The sequence below is a fragment of the Pseudomonas sp. CYM-20-01 genome, from assembly GCF_023169845.1.
GTDB lineage: Bacteria > Pseudomonadota > Gammaproteobacteria > Pseudomonadales > Pseudomonadaceae > Aquipseudomonas > Aquipseudomonas azotoformans.
On record NZ_AP025169.1, the window covers coordinates 5925866 to 5946776 of the forward strand.

A 20911-nucleotide genomic window follows, 5' to 3' on the forward strand; every position below is an offset into this window, starting at 1 on the left:
GGGGAAATTACATTAAGGCAATGTTTTGTCCCGGCGCAGATGCAGCAAGTACTGAACCGGCCCCGAAGCGGCGTACACCAGGAACGCCAGCAACAGGATGCGCGGCGGATCACTGAACACCACGGCAAACACCAGCACAACTGCCAGAATCGCTACGAAAGGTACACGCCCCTTCAAGTCGAGTTCCTTGAAGCTGTTGTACTTGATGTTGCTGACCATCAGCATGCCGGCAGCGGCCACCATCAAGGCCACCAGAAACGACATCTTCGACCCCTGGATGCCGTAATCACTGAAGGCCCAGACAATACCCGCCACCACACCCGCAGCAGCAGGGCTGGCCAGACCGATGAAGTAACGCTTGTCGGCAGTCCCCACCTGGGTATTGAAGCGCGCCAGGCGCAAGGCAGCACCGGCAACATAGATGAAGGCAACCATCCAGCCAACCTTACCCATATCACCCAGCGCCCAGGCAAACGCCAGCAATGCGGGGGCGACGCCAAACGCAACCATGTCCGACAACGAGTCGTACTCGGCACCGAATGCGCTCTGGGTATTGGTCATGCGCGCCACACGGCCATCAAGGCCGTCTAGCACCATGGCCACGAAGATTGCGATGGCAGCAAAACCGAAATACTTGCTGGCGCTCGCCGCATCACCCGCTGCCAGGGCACTCTGTGCGCTCATGGAGTTGATGATGGAGTAGAACCCGGCAAACAGGTTCGCCGTGGTAAACAGGTTGGGCAGCAGATAGATGCCACGATGCCGGACCTTGCGACCTTCCGCGTCATGCCCTTCCTCAACATGTTCATCGATCGGCAGCAGGCTTTCGGCGTCAGGAGCCTGGCTTGGCTCTTCGGGACGTTCGCTCATGGACTTTACCTTGCAACGGTGTGAAAAAAGTTCGACAGAAACTTGCGGCGAGTGTTCGCCCGCAAACGATGCAGCTTTATACCAGAACCCGCCGCCCAAACGAAAAAACGCGGCCTAGGCCGCGTTTTCCCTTGATACGTACGACTTAGTTCTTGGCTTTGTCGACGATCTTGTTGGCACCGATCCACGGCATCATGGAGCGCAGCTGCTCGCCGATGACTTCGATACCGTGAGCGGCGTTGTTACGACGCTTGGCAGTCATCGAAGGGTAGCCGGTAGCGCCTTCGCTGATGAACATTTTGGCGTATTCGCCGTCCTGAATACGTTTCAGGGCGTTGCGCATGGCCTGACGGGACTCGGCGTTGATCACTTCCGGGCCAGTCACGTACTCGCCGTATTCGGCGTTGTTGGAGATCGAGTAGTTCATGTTGGCGATACCGCCTTCGTACATGAGGTCAACGATCAGTTTCAGTTCGTGCAGGCACTCGAAGTAGGCCATTTCTGGCGCGTAGCCCGCTTCAACCAGGGTTTCGAAACCGGCTTTTACCAGTTCGACGGTGCCGCCGCACAGTACGGCTTGTTCGCCGAACAGGTCGGTTTCAGTCTCGTCCTTGAAGGTGGTTTCGATGATGCCGGTACGACCGCCACCGACGCCGGCAGCGTAGGACAGTGCTACGTTCTTGGCGTTGCCCGATGCGTCCTGGTAGATCGCGATCAGGTCAGGAATACCGCCGCCTTTGACGAACTCGGAACGTACAGTGTGACCCGGCGCTTTTGGCGCGATCATGATCACGTCCAGGTCAGCGCGTGGCACGACCTGGTTGTAGTGGATCGCGAAGCCGTGGGAGAAGGCCAGGGTAGCGCCCTTCTTGATGTTCGGCTCGATTTCGTTCTTGTACAGCGCGGACTGGAACTCGTCCGGGGTCAGGATCATGACCAGGTCGGCAGCAGCAACAGCGGAAGCAACGTCAGTCACCTTCAGGCCGTGGGCTTCAGCCTTGGCAACAGTGGCCGAGCCTTTGCGCAGGCCAACGGTCACGTCAACGCCGGAATCTTTCAGGTTGCACGCTTGCGCGTGACCTTGGGAACCGTAGCCGATGATGGCGACTTTCTTGCCCTGGATGATCGACAGGTCACAATCTTTATCGTAATAAACTTTCATGAGGTTCCTCTATATATCCAGGCCGTAAGGCCATTCGCTAATTTGGGTTAGATGCTGAGTACTTTGTCGCCACGGGCAATGCCGGTGACACCACTGCGTACCGTTTCCAGAATCGAGGCCGTCCCGATCGACTGGATAAAGCTGTCCAGCTTGTCGCTCGTACCGGTCAGTTGAACGGTATAAACGCTGGCGCTCACATCGACGATCTGCCCGCGATAAATGTCGGTCGTGCGCTTGATCTCGGCACGTTGGGCACCCGTAGCCTTGACTTTGACCAGCATCAGCTCGCGCTCGATGTGGGCACTCTCCGACAGGTCGACCAGCTTGACCACTTCGATCAGCTTGTTGAGGTTCTTGGTGATCTGCTCGATCACCTCATCATGGCCTACGGTGGTCAACGTCAGACGCGACAGGGTCGGGTCTTCGGTCGGGGCCACAGTCAGGCTTTCGATGTTGTAGTTGCGTTGCGAAAACAGGCCGACAACACGAGACAGAGCGCCGGGTTCGTTCTCCAGAAGCAGGGAGATAATGTGCCGCATGATTAAGTACGCTCCGTCTTGTTCAGCCACATGTCGCGCATAGAGCCGTCTTTGATCTGCATCGGGTAGACGTGCTCGCTGGTATCCACCTGAATATCGATGAACACCAGGCGGTCCTTCATGGCGAACGCCTCTTCCATCTTCGGCTTCAGATCTTTCAGATCGGTGATGCGAATGCCGACGTGGCCATAGGCTTCAACCAATTTTACGAAATCCGGCAGCGACTCCATGTAGGAGTGGGAGTGACGGCTGTTGTAGCTCATGTCCTGCCATTGACGAACCATGCCCAGCACGCCGTTGTTCAAGCAGACAATCTTCACCGGAAGGCCGTACTGCAGGCACGTCGACAGTTCCTGGATGTTCATCTGGATGCTGCCCTCACCGGTGACGCACGCAACGTCAGTGTCCGGGAAGCTCAGTTTCACACCCATGGCCGCAGGAAAACCAAAGCCCATCGTGCCCAGCCCACCGGAGTTGATCCAGCGGTTAGGTTTGTCGAACTTGTAGTACTGCGCCGCAAACATCTGGTGCTGGCCCACGTCGGAGGTCACAAAGGCGTCGCCCTTGGTCACTTCGCACAGGGTCTCGATCACGGTTTGTGGCTTGATGATGCTGCCGTCACCCTTGTCGTAAGGGAACAGGCCGCGATCACCGCGCCATTCGTCGATCTGCTTCCACCAGCTTGCAACGGATTCCTTGTTCGGCGTCTCACCGATGTCCTTGAGCGCGGCAACCATTTCGGTCAACACGCTTTCAACAGGACCTACGATCGGCACATCGGCCTTGATGGTCTTGGAGATGGACGCCGGGTCGATGTCGATATGGATGATCTTGGCATTCGGGCAGAACTTGCTCGCGCCATTGATCACACGGTCATCGAACCGCGCGCCCACGGCCAGGATCACGTCGGCATGGTGCATGGTCAGGTTGGCGGTGTAGCTGCCGTGCATGCCGAGCATACCGACGAACTGACGGTCCGTACCCGGGAAAGCGCCGAGGCCCATCAGGGTGTTGGTGACCGGCAGGTTGAGCAGCTTGGCCAGTTCGGTCAGCGGTGCAGAACCGCCGCCCAGGATCACACCACCGCCCGAGTACAGCACTGGGCGCTTGGCCGCCAACAGCATTTCTGCCGCCTTGCGGATTTGCCCCGAATGCCCGCGGACCGCCGGGCTGTAGGAGCGCAGCTTGGCTTTCTTCGGGAAGATGTATTCGAATTTTTCGGCCGGATTGGTCATGTCTTTGGGGATATCGACCACCACAGGACCCGGGCGACCGGACTGTGCGAGGTAGAAGGCCTTTTTCATGACTTCCGGGATTTCCGAAGGATGCTTGATCATGAAGCTGTGTTTCACGATCGGCCGGGAGATACCGATCATGTCGGTTTCCTGGAATGCATCGGTCCCCACCATGGTGCTGGGCACCTGGCCGGAAATGACCACCATCGGGATAGAGTCCATATACGCAGTCGCGATGCCAGTGATGGCATTGGTTGCGCCTGGGCCGGACGTTACCAGTACCACGCCGGCTTTACCGGTGGCACGGGCATAACCGTCAGCCATATGGGTCGCGGCCTGTTCGTGGCGAACCAGGATGTGGGTAACAGCCGGTTCCTTGAACAGTGCGTCGTAAACATGCAGCAGAGCACCACCTGGGTACCCGTAGATATAGTCGACGCCTTCGTCACGCAAAAAGCGGACGAGCATCTCACCGCCAGATAAAAGCTCCACGTTGTTCACCTCTAAAACGCCAGAATACCGTCCGTTGAAAACCGACGGGTCTTAATAGGTTTACTTCTCAACAGAGCATGAGCGACGGTGGTCGCCGACTACGTCAGCACTGACTGAGCAAGTATTGGGATCGTCCCAAGTGTTGCGGGCTTTTCCCACCCAGCGCGAGGTAACGCGTTGCGGGTGTAACAGGTCGGCGCGGATGTGCGCCTCATGATCTGCTGAGCGGGCCTGCTTCTGGCAGTCCCGATACAGCGGACTTTGGATTCTTCTGTTTCAGGCCCTTCAAGTCAAGCAATAATTGCGCTTTTTTCCAACTAAGCGCATGAGAACGTAGAAGAAAGGGCTTTGAGGAGGGATAAAACTCGCCTGAATGTCGTCAAGCGGTAGAAATGTGCGCAAGACTGCCGGAAAAACCGACAGTCAGGCAATTAACGAGCGTCGACGATCAGTTGGTCGAACTTTTTCAGCGCATTACGTAAGCCAAGGCTTTCCAGCGGGCGATCGGCGTAGACCATCTCGGCCATTTCCAGAATGCCCGACGCATTGGGCAGCGGCAGGTCCTGCTCGAGGATCTGCTTCATGCGCACCAGGAATATCCATTGCAGCCACTGGTGAAAGTCCAGCGTGTCCACCGAAAAGGGTTCGACGCTGCTGAGCGCCTCGACGCTGGGGGACACCTCGTCCCACCAGCCCTGCACACGCAACTCTCGTTCGATCAGCAGCAACTGTTCGGCAATGGCGGGAAACCGTGCATCCATCAGAGGCTGACCTTGGCTTTCTGGCGCGCCTGGGCGGCACCGGCGGCGTCGCCTTGCGCGGCACGCGCGTCACCAATCAAGGCCCACAGGCTGGCTTGCAGGTCTGGACGACCGTTGGCCAGGGTCAGGCCACGACGGGCGAATTGCTCGGCCTGCGGCGCGTCGCCCTGGGCCATGCGCACCTGGGCCAGGCGATATAGCACTTGCGGTTCACGCGGCGCAACGCGCTGGGCACGTTCGAGACTCGAAGACGCACCGTTCAGATCACCACCCGCCTGCTGTTGCTGGGCAGTGGTCAACAGGGCCAGCACCGGCCCGTCCAATTGCTCGTCAGCCGACAGGCCGCCGCCGCTGGAGGACGAGGGAATGCCACTCGGCGTCGATGGCATGTTGTAGGTGCCCTGGGTGGCCGGGGCCGTCTGAATCGGCGTGGTATCGATCGGACCGGAGTTGCTCGGGCCAGGGGTCCACGGCTCGGCGCTGATTGGTGCCGATGTGGCCGCACCACCGCCAGGCACCATCACCACCACGCCCGAATCCTGCGGCACAGCTTGCGGCTTGGCCTGGGCGGGACGGTTGGTCACGGTCTGGCGGAACCCGCCATTGGCCGAGATCCGGTCGTTATTGGACACGGTCGTGCTCGAGTCCACCACGGGAATGGAGCCGCGCTGCACGCTGGCGCAACCATTGAGCAAAGCCAGAGCTGTAATAGCTGGAATCCACCACTTGTTCACTTGAAACCCTCTTTGCTTAATTCATCCAGCCCTTGACCCAATCCATCACCGATTCCGCGTCTGCAGGGGCACTGCCACCGCATGCGGCGCCGGGTGGCGGTTCGCTGCCGCGAATATACGGCATCTGTACTGCGCCCGGACAGTTGGCATCGGAGCCCTGCCCGGTGTGCGGATCGATCCAGGCCTGCACGATGTTGTCCGGCTGCGGCATGTTCAACGGCAGCGGATCGGCCTTGCGCATGAAACTGGTCCAGACCTGCAACGCACCGGTGGCGCCGGTGAACGGCGTCTTGCCGTTGTCGTCACGCCCCATCCACACCACCGCCAGCACATCCTGGCCAAAACCTGCGAACCAACTGTCGCGCGAATCGTTACTGGTACCGGTCTTGCCCGCCAGTGTCAGGTTGGACGGCAGCACCTTGTAGACCGAACTACCGGTACCCTCACGCATCACACGCTGCATGGCGTTCTGGATCAAGTAGATGGAGCCTGCATCGAAACGCTGCTGAATCTGGAACGGATAACGCTTGAGCGGCTCGCCTTCAGCGGTCAGCACGCTGCGGATCCCGCGCATCGGTGTATTGAAACCACCGTTGGCCAGGGTCTGGTACATCGTCGCGACTTCCATTGGGGTCATTGCGCCAGCACCCAGCAGGATCGAAGGGAACGCCGGGAACTCACGCGTAATGCCCAGGCGCCCGAGGGTCTTCAGGACGTTTGGCACTCCCACTTCGAGGCCGAGACGCGAAGTAGAGATATTGTAGGAATGCGCCAACCCCTGGTACAGGAACACGGTCCCGTGGGAGCGACGATCAAAGTTCTGTGGCGTCCACACCTGCCCGTCCGCGCCTTTCACTGACAGCGGATCGTCAGACAGCCAACTGGTCAGGGTGTACTTGCTCGGTTTTTCCAGAGCCGTGAGGTAGACCGCCGGTTTGACCAGCGAACCAATCGGCCGCACCGCATCCAGCGCACGGTTGAAACCGGCGAAGCTGGCCAGGCGGCTACCGACCAGGGCCTGGACCTCCCCGGTTTCCGGGTTGGTCACGACCATGGCCGCTTCGACTTCATCCGCGCCCTTACGGCCCGTCATACGCTTGAACGTGTCATTGACCGAAGCTTCGGCCTTCATCTGCAGGATCGGGTCGAAACTGGTGAAGATCCGCAGGCCTTCCTCGGTCAAGTCTTCGTCGCGGTAGTCTTCACGCAACTGGCGCTTGACCAGGTCGATAAAGCCCGGGAAAGAACTGTCTGCCAGCTTGCCGCGGGTAGTGACACCCAATGGCATTTTCTTCGCGGCAGCAACTTGTTCAGCGGTGGCAACACCTTGCTGCTCTAAAACATCCAGCACCAGGTTACGACGCTCCAGCGCACGCTCGGGGTTGCGGCGCGGGTTGTAGTAGGAAGGCCCCTTGACCATACCCACCAGCAACGCAACCTGGTGCAGCTTCAGTTCGGAAAGCGGTTGGCCAAAGAAGAATTGGCTGGCCAGACCGAAACCATGCACCGCGCGCTGACCGTCCTGGCCGACGAATACTTCGTTGAGGTACGCCTCGAGGATTTCCTGCTTGCTGTAGTGCAACTCCAGCAGCATCGCCATCATCGCTTCGGTGAGTTTGCGGGTCAGGCTGCGTTCGTTGGTCAGGTAGAAGTTCTTGACCAATTGTTGCGTCAGCGTACTGCCGCCCTGGGTCATCTTGCCGCCGGACGTGTTCACCCAGACTGCACGGGCGATCGATTTCGGCGAGACGCCCCAGTGATGATAGAAATCACGGTCTTCAACGGCGACCAGGGTTTCCAGCAGGTAAGGTGGTACCTGATCGAGCTTGATCAGGATGCGATCTTCAAGGTTCTTCGGGTAAATACCACCGATCATCAACGGTTCAAGGCGAACCACAGGCAGCTTCGAGCCGTTGAGAGATGATAACTCGGCGACGTAATCGCCGGAGAAACGCACGCGCACCGGCTGGGCTTTTTCCAGGCCTTCATAGAACTGGAAGCCGCGGGTGTTCAGGTCGACGGTATTTCCGCTGACAGCCGCTGCACCCGGACCGTTGCTCACGGGCTCACGACGATAGCCCAAGGCGTCGAGTTCGGTCAGGAAGTCATCCTTGCTCAGCTTCTGGCCGGTGAACAATTCCAGCGGGCGCGCGTACACCTTGGCCGGAATGGTCCAGCGCTTGCCGGAGAACTTCTCCTGCACCACAGCGTCGAGGTAGACCGCAAAGCCGGCAAGCACCACAAGGCCTACCAGGCCAAGCTTGAGCGCCCAGCCAAGCCAGGGGCGCAGGCCACGGGAAGGAGGTTTTTTACGGGAACGGGGAGATCGGGTTCGAGTCATGGCGGCGGATTATACGCACTTTATTGATGATCAACATGAGCCGGACAGCGGTTTGCACAAGCGGTCGCAGCAGCCATAATGCCCGCCATGTTTTTCCCCAGACTCTGAAGGATCGCCCGTGAGCCAGTCCCTGATCGCTGCCCTGCAAAATCCGGCTTTATACCCCCATCCGGTTGAAGCGTTCCAAGTCATCGAGACCCATATTTCCTGGGTCGTACTGACCGGTCCTTACGCCTACAAGCTAAAAAAACCGATGAACTTCGGATTTCTGGACTTCACCGATCTGGAAAAGCGTGGCCATTTCTGCAACGAAGAGCTGCGCCTCAATCAGCGCCTGACCGAAGATTTGTATCTTGAAGTGTTGCCGATCACCGGCACAGCCGAAGCCCCGCAATTGGGTGGCGATGGGCCGGTTATCGAATACGCACTGAAAATGCGCCAGTTCCCGCAAAGCCAGTTGCTCAGCACCCTGCAAGCCAATGGCGAACTGACCAGCGCGCACATCGATGAAATGGCCAAGCAGATCGCGCACTTCCATCTCTCTGCACCAAAAGTGCCACAGCAGCACCCGGCCGGCACGCCGGATGAGGTAATGGCTCCGGTTCGCCAGAACTTCGACCAGATCCGCCCATTCCTCAGCGACAAGGCCGACCTGGCCCAGCTGGAAGCCTTGCAAGCCTGGGCCGAAAGCAGCTTCGAGCGCCTCAAGCCACTGTTTTCCCAGCGCAAGCAGGACGGCTTCACCCGCGAATGCCACGGTGATATTCACCTGGGTAACGCAACGTTGATCGACGGCCACGTGGTGATCTTCGACTGCATCGAGTTCAACGAGCCCTTCCGCTTCACCGATGTGTACGCCGATACCGGCTTCCTGGCCATGGACCTGGAAGACCGTGGGCTCAAGTCCCTGGCACGTCGCTTCATCAGTCAGTATCTGGAGTTGACCGGTGACTATCAGGGCCTGGAAGTGTTGAACTTCTATAAAGCCTACCGCGCCCTGGTCCGCGCCAAGATCGCACTGTTCAGCATGCCGAGCGAGGCCAGCCCGGTGCAGCGCGCCACGACCCTGCGCCAGTACCGCAACTACGCCAACCTGGCGGAAAGCTACAGCACCATTCCATCGCGTTTCCTGGCCATTACCCACGGCGTTTCGGCTGTCGGTAAAAGCCATGTGGCCATGCGCCTGGTGGAAGCACTGGGTGCGGTGCGCCTGCGCTCGGACGTGGAGCGCAAGCGCCTGTTTGGCGAGCAACAGGTGGAAAACACACCACAGGCCGGTATCTACGCGGCCGACGCCAGTGCCGCGACCTACGCACGCCTGAACGAAATCGCCGATACCGTGCTGCGTGCCGGCTACCCGGTCGTGCTGGATGCGACTTTCCTGAAACGTGAACAACGCGATGCGGCTGCCAAAGTTGCCGAAGCCACGGGTGCGCCTTTCCTGATTCTGGATTGCAACGCCCCACAAGCCGTTATTGCCAGCTGGTTGGCGCAACGTCAGGCGGACAAAAACGATCCGTCCGACGCAACACTGACTGTTATCGAAGAACAGCAAGCCCATCGTGATCCACTCACCGCCGAGGAGTTGCTCCTCAGCAAGCGCGTCGAGACCAATGAAAGCGGGACCCTCGACGCACTGGTGGCGCATATTCGCCAGCGTCTGCCAGGCCTGTAAGAAAAATTTCTTGGTCGTGTCGCCTACTTGGGGCGCACGACCGAGCAATAGTGGCACTATAATGGCGTCATAAATCCAACGGGAGTCGCCGTCATGAGTCAGCCCAAGCTTCTTGATACTCCGCTTTACTCGCTCCTGCATAAAGACGATGTCCGAGGCTTCAACCAGGAACGCCCAAAAGACGGTGTCATCGACATGCGCGGTGGTGACTTCCGCGGGCTGGACTTGCGCGAACTGAACGCGGCGGGGGTGGACTTTACCGACGCCTATTTCCGATCTGCCGATTTGCGCGGGCTGGACCTGCGCAACTGCCCGCTGGAGGGCGCCAGCCTGGCCCACGCGCAGATTTCCGGCACGTACTTCCCGCCGGAACTGAGCGCTGACGAGATTCTCATGTCGGTCAATTTCGGCACACGCCTGCGCTATCGCACTCGCTGACCCCTCCTGCTTCTGCCCCGGTTTCGCACAGGCGTGCCGGGGACTTCCTGCCTGCCTGACCTCATCATGCTTATACGTCTTTAGGCCGTTTCCGACTAAAGAACTACGCTTTTCCTACTGAGCGCTACACTTCTGTTCAGGCTTGCCTGGTTACGATACCCACCGCACCATTCGGCCGTCGCAAGGAGGCTTGATGAACGATGAGCTGCAACACCTGAAAAACCTTGGCAAGACGTCAGCACAGTGGCTGCATGCGGTGGGCATCCATAGTGCATCCGACTTGCGTCGCCTAGGTGCGGTCGATGCCTACCGGGCCGTGCGGACGCGCGGGTTTCGTGCATCGAAAGTGCTTCTGTATGCCATCGAAGGGGCACTGATGGACGTGCATTGGAATGACATTCCTGCCGAACGCAAGGAAGCGCTGAACCGTCAACTTGACGCTATTTCAACGCGCCAAAAGAATTAGATCGACTATCAGGCCCCATGTTTACAGACATTCCGAACGCGCGTTTGAGAAAACCCGCAGACACTGAGAAAACAAAGGTTGACTCTCAAATGAGAATCGTTATGATTATCACAACTGGTCGCGAGATCAGCCGATAACTGAAAGACCATTGGTTCGGACTCTCAGATTATCTCCTCATCAGGCTAATCACGGTTATTTGACCCGGCTTTTGCCGGGTCTTTTTTTGCCTATGGAAAAGCCGGATTCAGCGCGCAATGATCAGAGGATGCCCGCGCTCGGGATGGGCCTGCACAAGCACATCCAGACCAAACACAGCTTTCAAGGGCTCAGGTTGCATCACCTGCGCCGGCGTATCCAAGGCATGCGGGCGCCCCGCCTCCAGCAACAGAATACGGTCACAGTAACGGGCTGCGAGGTTCAAGTCGTGAAGGATCACCAACACCGCCGCCCCACGATCGGCGAAGGTACGAATGGCCTGCAACGTAGTGTGCTGATGCAAAGGGTCCAGCATTGACGTCGGCTCATCCAACAGCAGCGTCTGCCCCGCTTCACCCGGCCATAATTGCGCCAGCACCCGCGCCAGGTGCACCCGCTGGCGCTCGCCACCGGACAACGCCAGATAGCTGCGACCGCTCAAGTGCCCGACGTCAGCCGCCTGCAAGGCCGCCTCGATAATCTCATCATCGCGCACGCGTCCAGTCTGGTGGGGCAAGCGCCCCATGCCGACAACCTCTTCAACACGGAAAGCAAAGTCCAGTGTCGAGCTTTGTGGCAACACCGCCAGGCGCTGCGCTCGTTGTGCCCCACTCCACTCCTGCAAAGGACGTTGATCCAGGCACACCTTGCCTTGGTCCGGATGCAACTCGCCGCACAGCGCACCGAGCAGCGTACTCTTGCCCGCTCCATTGGGACCCAGCACGCCAAGCACTTCACCCGGCAACAGATCAAGCGTGACATCCGCCAACACGATTTTGCGACCACGGCAGATCTGCAAGTTTTCTACACGCAGCATCAGGCACGCCCCCGCAACAACAGGTAAAGAAAAAACGGCGCGCCAATAAACGCAGTGACGATACCGATTGGCAACTCAGCCGGCGCCAGGGCCAGCCGCGCAACCAGATCGGCAAACAACAACAGACTCGCACCCGCCAGGACCGATGCAGGCAACAGCACCCGATGATCCGGCCCCGCCAGCAAACGCACCAGATGCGGCACCACCAATCCCACGAACCCAATCATGCCCGCAGCCGCCACCGCCGCGCCCACACCCAAGGCGGTGCAGAAGACCAATTCACGCTTGAGGCCCTCCACATCAATACCGAGGTGATTGGCTTCAGACTCACCGAGCAGCAAGGCATTCAGCGCGCGAGCCCTGCGCGGCAACCACAGCGCCACGCCCGCGCTCACCAGCAACAGCGGCCATAACCGTGAATAGCTGGCGCCGTTGAGACTGCCCAGGTTCCAAAAAGTGAGGGTACGCAATGTCGCGTCGTCGGCCAGGTAGGTGAACAGACCCACCGCCGAACTGGCGAGAGCCGTAAGGGCAATACCCGCGAGCAGCATGGTCGCGACGTTGGTCTGGCCGTTGCGCCGTCCCAGCCGATAGACCAGCGCCGTCACACCCAAGCCCCCCAGGAATGCGCAGAGTGACAACAGATACGGCCCGAACGCATCCGGCAAACCGCCGAAAAACGAACCGCCGACAATCGCCACCGCCGCCCCCAAGGCGGCACCGCTGGAAACCCCCACCAGGCCCGGATCAGCCAGGGGGTTGCGAAAAAGCCCCTGCATTGCCACACCGGACAAAGCCAACACACCGCCGACCGCCAACCCCAGCAGCGTGCGCGGCAAACGGATCTGCCCCAGGATCAGCTCAGCCTGCTCCAGCCCTTGCGCCTCGATCGGCAACCCCATCAAACGCAGCGCGGCCTTGAGCGTATCCAGCAAAGGCAGGCTGACCGGCCCCAGTGCCAGCGAAAGCCAGATCGCCAAGACACACAACAGCACCAGCCCAATAAACAGCGTCTTCGGTTTAACCAAAGTCGTCATGGGGCAGGCTTGGCTTGGGAGGGGTAAAACCCGGCAGACAGGTCCGCTAGACTTCGCGGCAGGCGTGGCCCGAGTCCTCCAACCAGCAAGGTGGGGTCGACTTCAAACACTCGCCCGCTCTTGGCCGCCGGCGTGGACGCCAGGATCGGGTTTTCCTTGAACAGCGCCGCACGCGCCGCATCGCCGCTGAGGGCACGGTCAGCAAACACCAGCACATCCGGGCTCAAGCCCGCCAATGACTCCACCGAAAACGGCTTGTAACCTTCATGGGTCGCCAGATTGCGCCCACCCGCCTGCTGCAACATCCAGTCAGCCGCCGTGTCTTTGCCCGCAATCAGCGGCTTGCCGCCCGCGTGCCCGAGCAACAACAACACGCCTGGCGCCTTTTGCGTGGACTGGGCCTTGCTCACCCAGCGCTTCTGCTGATCCAGTGCCTGCTCATATCCGGTAAACAATTCGTTGGCCTTGGCCTCGCTGCCCAGCAACTTACCCAGGTGTTGAAGATTGCCTTTCAATGTAGGCAGATCCGGTTGCGCCGAGAACATCTCCACCTGCACGCCCGCGCTGCGAATCTGCGCCAGCACTGGCGGTGGCCCCATTTCTTCGGTGCCAACCAGCACCTGCGGGCGCAGACTCAGAATGCCTTCCGCCGACAACTGCCGCTGATAGCCAATGCTCGGTAACGCCTTGAGGGATTCAGGATGCTGGCTGGTGGTGTCCACCCCGACCAATTTCGACTCACCGCCCAGGGCCGCCACCCATTCCGACAGTGCCCCACCGGCACTCACCCAACGTTGTGGCAGTTCAGAGGCTTGCGCCCCGTGGTTGACCAGCAGTCCGACAACTAGCGCAATAGCGCTGGTACTCAGGCGCATAACAGGGTTTCCTTCCAAGGGCAGGGCCGCTCAAGCACTCATCAATGTGACAGCAAACGCCCGTCTGGCATCGTATTGAGCGCCCGGTCAGCTGACGGGCGAAGCCGGCATTTGATAATTGTTTGCATTTGAACGTCAAGGCACTTAAGGATTGCAATGAAGTTTCTCTGCCCCTCCACCGCACTCGCGCCCAACAGCAGCCTCGGTTTTGACATCGACGGGTGCAAGCTGCTGGCCGTGCGCCGCGACGGTGTTGCGTACTTCTACATCAACCGTTGCCCCCATCGTGGCATTCCACTGGAATGGCAACCCGACCAGTTTCTCGATGACAGCGCCAGCCTGATCCAATGCGCGACCCACGGCGCCCTGTTCCTGATCGAGAACGGCGAATGCATCGCCGGCCCTTGCGCCGGGCAAAGCCTGACCGCCTTGCGCGGCTGCGAAGACGCCCAGGGTCTGTGGGTGGAACTCTAGTCGAGCAGCACGTCCAGGCGTCGGTCCACACAGATGTCTTCGCAGGTCACCCGCACGCCATACGCTAGCACTTCTACCCCCGCCGCCTTGGCTTCACGCAAGGCGGCGGCGTAACCCGCGTCGATTTCCACCGCAGGTCGCACGGCCTCAATCCCCGAGAGATTGACGCAGTACAACTGCACCGCACGCACACCCTCCCGCGCCAGATGCGCCAGCTCGCGCAAATGCTTGGCGCCACGCTGGGTCACCGCATCGGGAAACGCCGCAACCGCAGAGCCGTCAAAGCCCAGCGTCACGCTTTTGACTTCGACGTAGGCCGCACCGTCGGGATAATCCAGGCGAAAGTCGATGCGGCTTTTCTCCTGGCCGTAAGGCACTTCGCGTTTCAACGCGGTAAAGCCGTTGAGCTCAGTGATCACCCCTGCATGCAGCGCCTCCTCGACCAGTTGATTGGCGCGCGCCGTGTTCACACAGGCCAACCGGCCCTGGGGCGTCTCGGCGATTTCCCAGGTGCCGGGCAATTTGCGCTTGGGGTCATTGGAGCGACTGAACCAGACTTGTCCGCCTTCCACCATGCAATTGAGCATCGAGCCCGTGTTGGGGCAATGAATAGTCAGCAACTCACCGGTAACGGTCTCGATATCGGTGAGAAAACGCTTATAGCGGCGAATCAGGCGCGCTTCTTCAAGGGGAGGATTAAAGCGCATCAGCCTTGCCAGCTCCGCAGACCACGGGCAATCCGCTCCACTGCTTCTTGTAGCCGATCAAGGTTTTGCGTGTAGGCAAAACGCACATGATGACCGGCTTGGTAGCGACCGAAATCCAGGCCAGGCGTGAACGCCACATGCTCGGTTTCAAGGAAATGACGGCAGAATGCGAAGGCATCACCGCCAAACGCGCTGATATCGGCATACAAATAGAACGCCCCTTCAGGCTCGACCGCGATGCCAAACCCCAGCTCGCGCAAAGCGGGCAACAGGAAGTCCCGACGGCGACCGAACTCAGCACGGCGCTCTTCCAGAATGCTCAGGGTTTGTGGGGTGAAACACGCCAGCGCGGCGTGTTGGGCCATGCTTGGCGCGCTGATGTAGAGGTTTTGCGCCAGCTTCTCCAACTCGCCCACTGCCGCCGGCGGCGCCACCAGCCAACCCAGGCGCCAGCCGGTCATGCCGAAATACTTGGAAAAACTATTCAGAACGAAAGCCTCGTCGTCGACTTCCAGCACGCTGGCCGCGTCGGTGCCGTAAGTAAGGCCATGGTAAATCTCATCCACCACCAAATGGCCATTACGCGCCTTGATGGCCGCAGAAAGGCTAGCCAATTCGTCACGGCTGAGGATCGTCCCGGTCGGGTTGGCTGGCGAGGCCACCAGCGCGCCCACACTGTCCTGGTCCCAGTGCTTGGCCACCAGGTCGGCGGTCAACTGATAGCGCACCTCCGGGCCGACCGGCACCAACTGGGCCGCGCCCTCTACCAGGCGCAGGAAGTGACGATTGCACGGGTAACCAGGGTCTGCGAGCAGCCAATGCTTGCCAGGGTCCACCAGCAAGCTGCTGGCCAGCAACAATGCGCCTGAACCGCCGGGGGTGATCAGGATACGCTCGGGGTCGACGTTCAACCCGTAGCGCTGCTGATAGAAACCGCTGATGGCCTCGCGCAGTTCAGGCAGGCCACGGGCCGCGGTGTAGCGAGTCTTGCCGTTGGCTAATGCGGCCTGGCCGGCCTGGATGATCGGCTCGGCAGTGGTGAAGTCCGGCTCGCCGATTTCCAGGTGGATCACATCATGGCCGGCAGCCTGCAGCTCATTGGCCCGCGCCAGCAATGCCATGACATGAAAAGGTTCGATGGCGCGACTGCGCGCACTGTAGGGCTGGGCCATTAGCCTTCCTTAACGGTGAGGACAAAATCTGGATTCTACCGAACCCACGCCGTAAAACATGTTCTATTGCCTGCCCGACAGCAGATGCAGTCCGGGCAAGCGCCTGCAAAACGACTAAAATCTACATTCGAGGCAACACATACCCAGCAATGGCGGGCTGTCGCAGTTTGCAACCGCTTTGCCGTGGGCCTCGACAACCGGGAGTGGCGCACCCCGAATCTATCTGGTAAGTTCGCCCGCTTGCAGCCGCAGGGCCGGCAGGTGTCGGTGACGTTGCAATCCTGCGCAATGGATTAGAAGAGTGAGAGGCGGTCTATTCATGTCCACCCAAGCAAAGCAACAGCAGACTCAAGGCCTCAACGGCTTCGAACCTTACGTAGAGACGAAAGGTGAGGAGTACATGGGCGAGCCCATGCGCGAGCACTTCACCAAGATCCTGAACAAGTGGAAACAGGACTTGATGCAGGAGGTCGACCGTACGGTTGACCATATGAAGGACGAAGCAGCCAACTTCCCTGACCCCGCCGACCGTGCGAGCCAGGAAGAAGAATTCGCCCTTGAACTGCGCGCACGTGATCGCGAGCGCAAGTTGATCAAGAAGATCGACAAGACGCTGCAGCTGATCAAGGACGAAGAATACGGCTGGTGCGAATCCTGCGGCGTCGAGATTGGTATTCGTCGCCTGGAAGCCCGCCCAACTGCGGACCTCTGCGTAGACTGCAAGACCTTGGCCGAAATCAAGGAAAAACAAGTCGGCAAGTAATCCAGCCGAGCTGAACGAATGGGGCGTACGAACGCCCCATTTTTGTTTCTGGCGTTTACCGAATTTCCAGTAGTATCCGGCCCATGACAGCCTCTACCTATATCGGGCGTTTTGCCCCCACGCCCAGCGGCCATTTGCATTTCGGCTCACTGGTCGCCGCCCTCGCCTCCTACCTCGACGCCCGCGCCAACCAAGGCCGCTGGCTCATGCGTATGGAAGACCTCGACCCACCTCGTGAAGAGCCCGGCGCCCAGGCAGCGATCCTGCATGCACTGGAAAGTTATGGCTTTGAATGGGACGGCGAACTGGTCCGACAAAGCGAACGGCACGAAGCCTACGCCAAAGTGCTGAACGATATGTTCAACCACGGCCTGGCCTACGCCTGCACCTGCTCACGAAAACAATTGGAAGCCTACAACGGGATCTACCCAGGCCTATGCCGCAATGCCGGTCACGATCAGCAGGACGCGGCCATCCGTCTGCGTGTTCCTGAGCTTGCCTACCACTTTACCGACCGCGTCCAGGGCGAATTCCGACAGCATCTGGGCCGCGATGTAGGCGATTTCATCATCCGTCGCCGCGATGGCCTCTATGCCTATCAATTGGCCGTGGTCCTCGACGATGCGTGGCAAGGTGTTACCGACATCGTGCGCGGCGCCGACCTGCTCGACTCCACGCCACGCCAGCTCTACCTGCAGGAACTGCTGGGCCTGCGCCAGCCGCGCTACCTGCATGTGCCGCTGATCGTGCAGCCGGACGGTAACAAATTGGGCAAGTCCTACCGCTCCCCACCGTTGACACCCGACCAGGCCACGCCTTTGCTATTAAGGGCTCTGCGCGCCCTCGGCCAGCAACCCGGGGAAGAACTCGAGTACGCCCGCCCACGGGAACTGCTGGACTGGGGCATCCAGCACTGGGACGCCACGCGGATACCGCGCACACTCACGCTGGCCGAAGCGCAATTGAGCTGAAGGCGCTTGCAGCTTGCCAAGCATCCGTTACCATCGCCGCACGTTTTTACACAGAGGCCAACATGTACATCTATCGATTGGTCCTGCTGCTGGTCGTCGGGATCTACCTGTTTTCCCCCGCCATCATGGATTGGTGGATCGACGCCACGGGCGCCTGGTATCGCCCTTATCTGCTGTGGCTGATCCTGATCGTCGTGACTTTCATCCTGCAGAGCCAAAAAGATGCCGATGAGCTTTAGCCTCACCCAGATGCTGCTGATCAGCGCCGCCTACCTGGCCGCGCTGTTCGGGGTGGCCTGGATCAGTGAGCGTGGAATGATTCCGCGGGCGATCATTCGCCATCCGCTGACCTACACCTTGTCCCTTGGCGTTTACGCCAGCGCCTGGGCGTTCTATGGCACCGTAGGCCTGGCCTATCAATACGGTTACGGCTTTCTCTCCAGCTACCTCGGGGTGTCCGGCGCGTTTCTGCTGGCGCCTGTGCTGCTGTACCCGATCCTGAAGATCACCCGCACTTACCAGCTGTCATCCCTGGCCGACCTGTTCGCTTTCCGCTTCCGCAGCACCTGGGCCGGTGCGCTGACCACGATTTTCATGCTGATCGGCGTTTTGCCGTTGCTGGCCCTGCAAATCCAGGCGGTGGCGGACTCCATCAGCATCCTGACCCGCGAACCGGTGCAACATCGGGTCGCCCTGGCCTTCTGCGCGCTGATCACCCTGTTCACGATTTTCTTCGGCTCACGCCACATCGCCACCCGCGAAAAACACGAAGGCCTGGTGTTCGCGATTGCCTTTGAGTCGGTGATCAAGCTGATCGCCATCGGCGGCGTTGGCCTGTACGCGCTTTACGGGGTGTTCGACGGCCCGCAACAGCTGGAACTGTGGCTATTGCAGAACCAGACCGCCCTCGCCGCCCTGCATACGCCATTGCAGGAAGGCCCCTGGCGCACACTGCTGCTGGTGTTCTTCGCTTCGGCGATCGTGATGCCGCACATGTACCACATGACCTTCACCGAGAACCTCAACCCGCGCTCACTGGTCAGCGCCAGCTGGGGTTTGCCGTTGTTTCTGCTGTTGATGAGCCTGGCGGTGCCGCTGATCCTGTGGGCAGGCTTAAAACTGGGTGCCACCACCAACCCTGAGTATTTCACCCTGGGCATCGGCATTGCCGCGAACAGCCCGGCCTTGGCGCTACTCGCTTATGTGGGCGGGTTGTCAGCTGCCAGCGGGCTGATCATCGTGACCACCCTGGCCCTCTCGGGCATGGCGCTCAACCACCTGGTATTGCCGCTGTACCAACCGCCGGCCGAGGGCAATATCTATCGCTGGCTGAAATGGACGCGGCGCGCGTTGATCGTCGCGATCATCATGGCCGGCTATGGTTTCTACCTGCTGCTGGGCGCGGGCCAGGACCTGGCCAACCTGGGGATCGTCGCATTTGTCGCCACCTTGCAGTTCCTGCCGGGCGTGCTGTCGGTCCTGTACTGGCCGACGGCCAATCGGCGCGGCTTCATCGCCGGGCTGCTGGCGGGCATCCTGGTGTGGGTCGTGACCATGCTGCTGCCGCTGGTCGGCAACCTGCAGGGCTTCTACATCCCGTTACTGAACATGATCTACGTGCTGGATGACACCAGTTGGCACATGGCCGCGATTGCGTCATTGGCCGCCAACGTCTTGATGTTCACCCTGATCTCGCTGTTCACCAACGCCAGCCCGGAAGAAACCAGCGCCGCCGAAGCCTGTGCGGTGGACAACGTGCGCCGCCCGCAACGGCGTGAGTTGCATGCGGCCTCACCCCAGGAGTTCGCCACGCAACTGGCCAAGCCGTTAGGTGCCAAAGCCGCACAAAAGGAAGTCGAGCAGGCGCTGCGCGATCTCTACCTGCCGTTCGATGAGCGCCGCCCGTACGCGCTACGGCGTCTGCGTGACCGTATCGAAGCCAACCTGTCCGGTTTGATGGGGCCGAGCGTGTCCCAGGACATGGTGGAAACCTTCCTGCCCTACAAGGCCGGCGGTGAAAACTACGTAACCGAAGACATCCATTTCATCGAAAGCCGGCTGGAGGACTACCACTCGCGCCTCACAGGCCTGGCCGCCGAACTCGATGCCTTGCGCCGCTACCACCGCCAGACCCTGCAGGAATTACCCATGGGCGTATGCTCCCTGGCCAAGGATCAAGAGATCCTGATGTGGAACAAGGCCATGGAAGAACTCACCGGCATCGCGGCGCAACGTGTGGTCGGCTCACGCCTCAACACCCTCGGCGAGCCGTGGAAAGAACTGTTGCAAGGTTTCATCAATCTGCCCGACGAGCATTTGCACAAACAACACCTGGCCCTCGACGGCCAGACCCGCTGGCTCAACCTGCACAAAGCCGCGATCGACGAGCCGCTGGCCCCCGGCAACAGCGGCCTGGTGTTGCTTGTGGAAGACCTGACCGAAACCCAGATGCTCGAAGACAAGCTGGTTCACTCCGAGCGCCTGGCGAGCATCGGCCGGTTGGCGGCGGGCGTGGCCCATGAAATCGGCAATCCGATCACCGGTATCGCCTGCCTGGCGCAGAACCTGCGGGAAGAGCGTGAAGAAGATGGCGAAATCACCGAGATCAGCGGGCAGATTCTCGAACAGACCAAACGTGTCTCGCGCATCGTGCAGTCGCTGATGAGCTTTGCCCATGCCGGCGCCCACCAGAACCACGACGAAGCCGTGTGCCTGGCCGAGGTGGCACAGGACGCCATTGGGCTGCTGGCCTTGAACCGGCGCAATTTCGAAGTACAGTTCTTCAATTTATGCGACCCCGACCATTGGGTCGACGGCGACTCCCAACGCCTCGCCCAAGTGCTGATCAACCTGCTGTCCAACGCCCGTGACGCCACCCCGGCCGGCGGTGCCGTACGCGTCAAGACCGAGGCTTTCGAACATACGGTCGATCTGATCGTCGAGGATGAAGGCAGCGGTATTCCACAGAACATCATGGACCGATTGTTCGAACCCTTCTTCACCACCAAGGACCCAGGTGAAGGTACCGGTCTGGGCCTTGCACTGGTCTATTCCATCGTTGAAGAGCATTATGGACAAATCACCATCGACAGCCCGGCTGACACCGAAAGCCAACGCGGCACCCGTATTCGGGTGACCTTGCCGCGTCATGTCGAAGCGACGTCCGCTGTGAACTGAGACCGTCGAG

Annotated in this window: 20 protein-coding genes; 8 read left to right on the forward strand and 12 right to left on the reverse strand. The window is 59.9% G+C overall.

Translation table 11 applies throughout. From position 1 onward, the window contains the following. Positions 1 to 12 precede the first annotated feature (12 nt). From pssA to mrcB, 7 genes are all read right to left on the reverse strand, one after another. Entirely contained in the window at positions 13 to 870 is an 858-nt protein-coding gene (gene pssA / locus M2497_RS27000; RefSeq protein WP_058427621.1) for a CDP-diacylglycerol--serine O-phosphatidyltransferase, read from the reverse strand. A 145-nt stretch (positions 871 to 1015) separates the two neighbouring features. Next, positions 1016 to 2032: a ketol-acid reductoisomerase gene (gene ilvC / locus M2497_RS27005; RefSeq protein ID WP_003176099.1), complete on the reverse strand. Its 1017-nt coding sequence runs from the start codon at positions 2030 to 2032 to the stop codon at positions 1016 to 1018. 47 nt (positions 2033 to 2079) lie between these two features. Then, on the reverse strand, positions 2080 to 2571 hold the full coding sequence (gene ilvN / locus M2497_RS27010; protein WP_003176102.1) for an acetolactate synthase small subunit: 492 nt from the start codon (positions 2569 to 2571) through the stop codon (positions 2080 to 2082). A 2-nt stretch (positions 2572 to 2573) separates the two neighbouring features. Further along, positions 2574 to 4298, reverse strand: coding sequence for an acetolactate synthase 3 large subunit (locus M2497_RS27015; protein WP_248484545.1), 1725 nt, complete (start codon positions 4296 to 4298; stop codon positions 2574 to 2576). Between the two features lie 431 nt (positions 4299 to 4729). Next, positions 4730 to 5059, reverse strand: a complete 330-nt coding sequence (locus M2497_RS27020) for a YqcC family protein (RefSeq protein ID WP_071490023.1) — start codon at positions 5057 to 5059, stop codon at positions 4730 to 4732. Continuing rightward, the gene (locus M2497_RS27025) at positions 5059 to 5793 is read right to left on the reverse strand and encodes a hypothetical protein (RefSeq protein ID WP_248484547.1); all 735 of its coding nucleotides are present in this window, start codon (positions 5791 to 5793) and stop codon (positions 5059 to 5061) included. The genes M2497_RS27020 and M2497_RS27025 overlap by 1 nt, the downstream gene beginning before the upstream one ends. Positions 5794 to 5809: 16 nt before the next feature. Then, positions 5810 to 8134, reverse strand: coding sequence for a penicillin-binding protein 1B (gene mrcB / locus M2497_RS27030; RefSeq protein WP_248484549.1), 2325 nt, complete (start codon positions 8132 to 8134; stop codon positions 5810 to 5812). 118 nt (positions 8135 to 8252) lie between these two features. Between mrcB and M2497_RS27035 the strand changes: the two genes are divergently transcribed. The 3 genes from M2497_RS27035 (at position 8253) to M2497_RS27045 (ending at position 10713) form a co-directional block, all read left to right on the forward strand. Next, complete coding sequence (locus M2497_RS27035) at positions 8253 to 9809, forward strand: bifunctional aminoglycoside phosphotransferase/ATP-binding protein (RefSeq protein ID WP_248484551.1); 1557 nt, start codon at positions 8253 to 8255, stop codon at positions 9807 to 9809. Between the two features lie 93 nt (positions 9810 to 9902). Further along, positions 9903 to 10247: a pentapeptide repeat-containing protein gene (locus M2497_RS27040; RefSeq protein ID WP_058427626.1), complete on the forward strand. Its 345-nt coding sequence runs from the start codon at positions 9903 to 9905 to the stop codon at positions 10245 to 10247. A gap of 193 nt (positions 10248 to 10440) precedes the next feature. Beyond that, positions 10441 to 10713 (forward strand): TfoX/Sxy family protein, encoded by a 273-nt coding sequence (locus M2497_RS27045; protein ID WP_071490018.1) that lies wholly within the window; start codon positions 10441 to 10443, stop codon positions 10711 to 10713. Between the two features lie 244 nt (positions 10714 to 10957). On the opposite strand, the gene M2497_RS27050 is transcribed toward M2497_RS27045, so the two are convergent. Genes M2497_RS27050 through M2497_RS27060 form a run of 3 tightly spaced genes read right to left on the reverse strand, consistent with a single transcriptional unit; the run spans position 10958 to position 13637 of the window. Next, the gene (locus M2497_RS27050) at positions 10958 to 11725 is read right to left on the reverse strand and encodes a heme ABC transporter ATP-binding protein (RefSeq protein ID WP_248484553.1); all 768 of its coding nucleotides are present in this window, start codon (positions 11723 to 11725) and stop codon (positions 10958 to 10960) included. After that, the gene (locus M2497_RS27055) at positions 11725 to 12762 is read right to left on the reverse strand and encodes an iron ABC transporter permease (RefSeq protein WP_248484555.1); all 1038 of its coding nucleotides are present in this window, start codon (positions 12760 to 12762) and stop codon (positions 11725 to 11727) included. Before M2497_RS27055 ends, M2497_RS27050 begins: the two co-directional genes overlap by 1 nt. Next, on the reverse strand, positions 12759 to 13637 hold the full coding sequence (locus M2497_RS27060) for an ABC transporter substrate-binding protein (protein WP_248484557.1): 879 nt from the start codon (positions 13635 to 13637) through the stop codon (positions 12759 to 12761). The genes M2497_RS27055 and M2497_RS27060 overlap by 4 nt, the downstream gene beginning before the upstream one ends. Positions 13638 to 13793: 156 nt before the next feature. On the opposite strand from M2497_RS27060, the gene M2497_RS27065 reads away from it, so the two are divergent. After that, a complete protein-coding gene (locus tag M2497_RS27065) occupies positions 13794 to 14111 on the forward strand; it encodes a Rieske 2Fe-2S domain-containing protein (RefSeq protein ID WP_071490014.1) in 318 nt (105 codons plus the stop codon). Here the strand turns inward: M2497_RS27065 and sfsA are convergent. Together sfsA and M2497_RS27075 are read right to left on the reverse strand one after the other, a co-directional pair. Next, positions 14108 to 14818, reverse strand: a complete 711-nt coding sequence (gene sfsA / locus M2497_RS27070; protein WP_248484564.1) for a DNA/RNA nuclease SfsA — start codon at positions 14816 to 14818, stop codon at positions 14108 to 14110. The genes M2497_RS27065 and sfsA overlap by 4 nt on opposite strands. Continuing rightward, the gene (locus tag M2497_RS27075) at positions 14818 to 15990 is read right to left on the reverse strand and encodes a pyridoxal phosphate-dependent aminotransferase (RefSeq protein ID WP_248484566.1); all 1173 of its coding nucleotides are present in this window, start codon (positions 15988 to 15990) and stop codon (positions 14818 to 14820) included. The genes sfsA and M2497_RS27075 overlap by 1 nt, the downstream gene beginning before the upstream one ends. 319 nt (positions 15991 to 16309) lie before the next feature. Between M2497_RS27075 and dksA the strand changes: the two genes are divergently transcribed. The 4 genes from dksA to M2497_RS27095 all read left to right on the forward strand — a co-directional run bounded on the left by dksA (position 16310) and on the right by M2497_RS27095 (position 20901). Beyond that, a complete protein-coding gene (gene dksA, locus M2497_RS27080; protein WP_058427634.1) occupies positions 16310 to 16753 on the forward strand; it encodes an RNA polymerase-binding protein DksA in 444 nt (147 codons plus the stop codon). An 83-nt stretch (positions 16754 to 16836) separates the two neighbouring features. Then, the gene (gluQRS, locus tag M2497_RS27085; RefSeq protein WP_248484568.1) at positions 16837 to 17724 is read left to right on the forward strand and encodes a tRNA glutamyl-Q(34) synthetase GluQRS; all 888 of its coding nucleotides are present in this window, start codon (positions 16837 to 16839) and stop codon (positions 17722 to 17724) included. 62 nt (positions 17725 to 17786) lie between these two features. Then, positions 17787 to 17963 (forward strand): hypothetical protein, encoded by a 177-nt coding sequence (locus M2497_RS27090; RefSeq protein ID WP_003176118.1) that lies wholly within the window; start codon positions 17787 to 17789, stop codon positions 17961 to 17963. Then, positions 17947 to 20901 (forward strand): sensor histidine kinase, encoded by a 2955-nt coding sequence (locus M2497_RS27095; protein ID WP_248484570.1) that lies wholly within the window; start codon positions 17947 to 17949, stop codon positions 20899 to 20901. The genes M2497_RS27090 and M2497_RS27095 overlap by 17 nt, the downstream gene beginning before the upstream one ends. The last annotated feature ends 10 nt before the right edge of the window (positions 20902 to 20911 follow it).

Coding starts and splice junctions, on each gene's coding strand:
- pssA (WP_058427621.1), bottom strand. CDS start 870: ATGAGCGAACGTCCCGAAGAGCCAAGCCAGGCTCCTGACGCCGAAAGC.
- ilvC (WP_003176099.1), bottom strand. CDS start 2,032: ATGAAAGTTTATTACGATAAAGATTGTGACCTGTCGATCATCCAGGGC.
- ilvN (WP_003176102.1), bottom strand. CDS start 2,571: ATGCGGCACATTATCTCCCTGCTTCTGGAGAACGAACCCGGCGCTCTG.
- M2497_RS27020 (WP_071490023.1), bottom strand. CDS start 5,059: ATGGATGCACGGTTTCCCGCCATTGCCGAACAGTTGCTGCTGATCGAA.
- mrcB (WP_248484549.1), bottom strand. CDS start 8,134: ATGACTCGAACCCGATCTCCCCGTTCCCGTAAAAAACCTCCTTCCCGT.
- M2497_RS27040 (WP_058427626.1), top strand. CDS start 9,903: ATGAGTCAGCCCAAGCTTCTTGATACTCCGCTTTACTCGCTCCTGCAT.
- M2497_RS27045 (WP_071490018.1), top strand. CDS start 10,441: ATGAACGATGAGCTGCAACACCTGAAAAACCTTGGCAAGACGTCAGCA.
- M2497_RS27050 (WP_248484553.1), bottom strand. CDS start 11,725: ATGCTGCGTGTAGAAAACTTGCAGATCTGCCGTGGTCGCAAAATCGTG.
- M2497_RS27055 (WP_248484555.1), bottom strand. CDS start 12,762: ATGACGACTTTGGTTAAACCGAAGACGCTGTTTATTGGGCTGGTGCTG.
- M2497_RS27060 (WP_248484557.1), bottom strand. CDS start 13,637: ATGCGCCTGAGTACCAGCGCTATTGCGCTAGTTGTCGGACTGCTGGTC.
- M2497_RS27065 (WP_071490014.1), top strand. CDS start 13,794: ATGAAGTTTCTCTGCCCCTCCACCGCACTCGCGCCCAACAGCAGCCTC.
- sfsA (WP_248484564.1), bottom strand. CDS start 14,818: ATGCGCTTTAATCCTCCCCTTGAAGAAGCGCGCCTGATTCGCCGCTAT.
- M2497_RS27075 (WP_248484566.1), bottom strand. CDS start 15,990: ATGGCCCAGCCCTACAGTGCGCGCAGTCGCGCCATCGAACCTTTTCAT.
- dksA (WP_058427634.1), top strand. CDS start 16,310: ATGTCCACCCAAGCAAAGCAACAGCAGACTCAAGGCCTCAACGGCTTC.
- gluQRS (WP_248484568.1), top strand. CDS start 16,837: ATGACAGCCTCTACCTATATCGGGCGTTTTGCCCCCACGCCCAGCGGC.
- M2497_RS27090 (WP_003176118.1), top strand. CDS start 17,787: ATGTACATCTATCGATTGGTCCTGCTGCTGGTCGTCGGGATCTACCTG.
- M2497_RS27095 (WP_248484570.1), top strand. CDS start 17,947: ATGCCGATGAGCTTTAGCCTCACCCAGATGCTGCTGATCAGCGCCGCC.